The 2,717-nt window shown below is 38.4% G+C and carries 1 protein-coding gene; it reads right to left on the bottom strand.

Annotated features, from left to right (window positions below; translation table 11 throughout):
* Nucleotides 1-139: 139 nt before the first annotated feature.
* Entirely contained in the window at nt 140-1,957 is a 1,818-nt protein-coding gene (gene ltrA, locus ACE38V_RS23180; protein ID WP_483863923.1) for a group II intron reverse transcriptase/maturase, read from the bottom strand.
* Between the last annotated feature and the right edge of the window lie 760 nt (nt 1,958-2,717).

Here is a 2,717-nt window from a genome sequence, read left to right on the forward strand (position 1 = left end):
TTATAGTGATAGGTAAGCATTTGAAGTTATCGCCAGCTTTTCCCCCACTTCACACCGTACAAGCGAGTTTCCCAGCATACGGCGTTCCAACTAATCCAATTCATTCAATTTTTATGTGTATGCAAGATGAAATGTAGAATCAGATAGCTTCGTTCAGACATTGCTCACGCAATTCATTGACCTTTTTAAGTTGCTTTTCATTTAACTTGAGTGAGTTTAAAAGCACCTGTATTTTCTCTTGATCTCTCAAATGTATGAGAAGATGAACAGATTTGTGCAATATCGTTAAGTTTCCGTACGAATCATCTTTTGTGAGATGGTACGGAGTCTTATGATGACAATGCCAATCATTCAGTCCTAATTCAATTCCTGTAACAGCACATTTCCCGTATTGTGCGATAAATCGGCTAATCCGGTTATCGTTGTATTCGATGGAACGGTTCGGAATAAATTTCTTCATCACATGAGCGAGTGTTTGTTTATTAATCGCTCGCAAGTTTTGATGAATTTTGTTTCTACCTACGGTAGTATAGTTACAGATAGTTTGAGAGAAGTTAAGATTTACCTTACAGCGTTGGGCATGGATTGGGACAAGTACCATTTCTTTTATTTTGTAGAGCTTACATTCATAGCCTTTATACCTTTTCTGTAAGGATTTCGTGAATTCCTGAAACGTAGCTTCTTTTCTTAATTCTTTTAAACGATTGTAAAATGCTTTATTAAGACGATTGCCCAGCTCATTTAAGTCTAATGTGATGTGCGACGCTGCAGAATAATAATTCTGTATGCCCATTATAACCAGATTAAATCGCCAAACGTTTTCGACTGTTTGATGTTTCTGAATTGCCTTTATAGCTTGTTTTACCTTTATTTGCGCATTTCCAAGTGCCTTTTTTGTCATATGCGAGTGAGCGACATAAAGTGTTCTTTTCTCCGTCCTCTTTAAGTGTGCTTTAAGGCGGAAACCTAAGAACTCTGATGAGTTCTTCTTTAGGTTGACAACTTTTGATTTTTCTTCGCTAATTTCAAGGCGGAGCCTTTTTTGAAGAAAATCCTTCACTGTATAATACATTTTGATTGCTTGTGAACGAGTGCGACATAGGATTTTAAAGTCATCTGCATATCTTACGATATAACAATGTTTTAAATTCGATTGTTTCAATGCATTATATCTACCAATATGTGATTTATATAGCTTTCGAGTTTCAAAGCTTTCCCATTGATTACTAACCCACCAATCTAGTTCATTTAGTACGATGTTAGATAAAAGGGGCGATAAAATACCCCCTTGGGGTGTACCTTTCGTTGGGAAGCCTTCCCCAATAATTTCAGCTTTTAAAAGGCGTGAAATAATGGAAAGCAGTGCCTTATCTCGGATGCCAAGCGACCACATTTGTTTTATTAATTTGGCGTGATCCACATTGTCGAAGAATCCTTTTATGTCAACATCTACACAATGATATAAGCATGCACGATTGATGAGCGTTTCAAACCTAGCTTTCGCGTGATGGGTACTGCGATTTGGTCTGAAACCATAGCTATGTTTATAAAACTTCGCTTCACAAATCGGCTCAAGCACTTGTAAGATGCACTGTTGGAACAGCCTATCCCAAATCGTCGGAATTCCTAAAGGACGTGTTTTTCCATTTGCCTTCGGAATGAATACCCGCCGAACGGCTTTGGGGGTATAATATTCAAACATTCGTTGTATCGTCGATACAACTTCTGATACAGATAATTGCCTAATATCTTCAATCGTTAATCCATCATATCCAGCCGTTTTACTGCCAGTATTTCGTTTAATATTGCGATAAGCTAATCGAATATTTTCATCAGATCGCATTAAATCGAGTAATCCATAAAAATTTTGACCATCAGCACTTCGGGCATATAAAGAATCAAAATGATATTGCATGTCATAATACTCGTTGTGTCTCAGTTTCTTTCGTTTTAACAAGTCGGTGGCTCCTTTTGGAGCTGAACCTCTATTAGTCTTACAAGAACCTTATTAATCGTTGAAGAACTGCCTTGCATGGTGAATGAATCTTTTATTAGTCTAGTGGCTATCCCTCCACGCTCATTACACGCTTCAACGGTACTATGCCACCACTTTCACTGATATGAAGAAAAGTTATACAGTCGCTATTCTCACGAATGTTTTCCTTTCCAACGTTTCACCGAGAGTAAGCTCTCCACGTTATCAGCTTACAACGTTGAGTTACATCTATTATGGAACAAACTTAGGTGCTTCCTATGAGCCTGTTAGCATTGCATGTGCCTGTAACACAAGATGGATTTTTATATAGTTGATTCTTACTCATCCACAGCTAACCCTACATTTAGTAGTAAATACATTTCTATATAACGCGCGTCTAGACCCGTACATTCAGAAGTTCGTCAGCAATACAGTATCTTGTCGTATTTCCATTGCATTCTCACCATATCTGTTCAACCCAAGCACCATGATTTACACCACCCCATCAGGTAGGCTTTCGTCAGCCGAAACTGTTACGGTAAATTCTCATGCCTGTTAACCGAGCTTATAACACGCTTTTCCTTACTGAACAGCGTGCTATTCGACGCAGGGGAAGCCTTTCAGAGCGTTACCTCTTCATTCGACTCCTCGATATAACCCTTCAGTCTTAATAATCTAAAACTGCCTGACCTTTACCGAAATTGTGTGACCACATTTCATTTGAGTCAGGAACATTTCGCAC

This window comes from Cytobacillus sp. Hz8 (assembly GCF_042263505.1).
Lineage (GTDB): Bacteria > Bacillota > Bacilli > Bacillales > Cytobacillaceae > Bacillus_BE.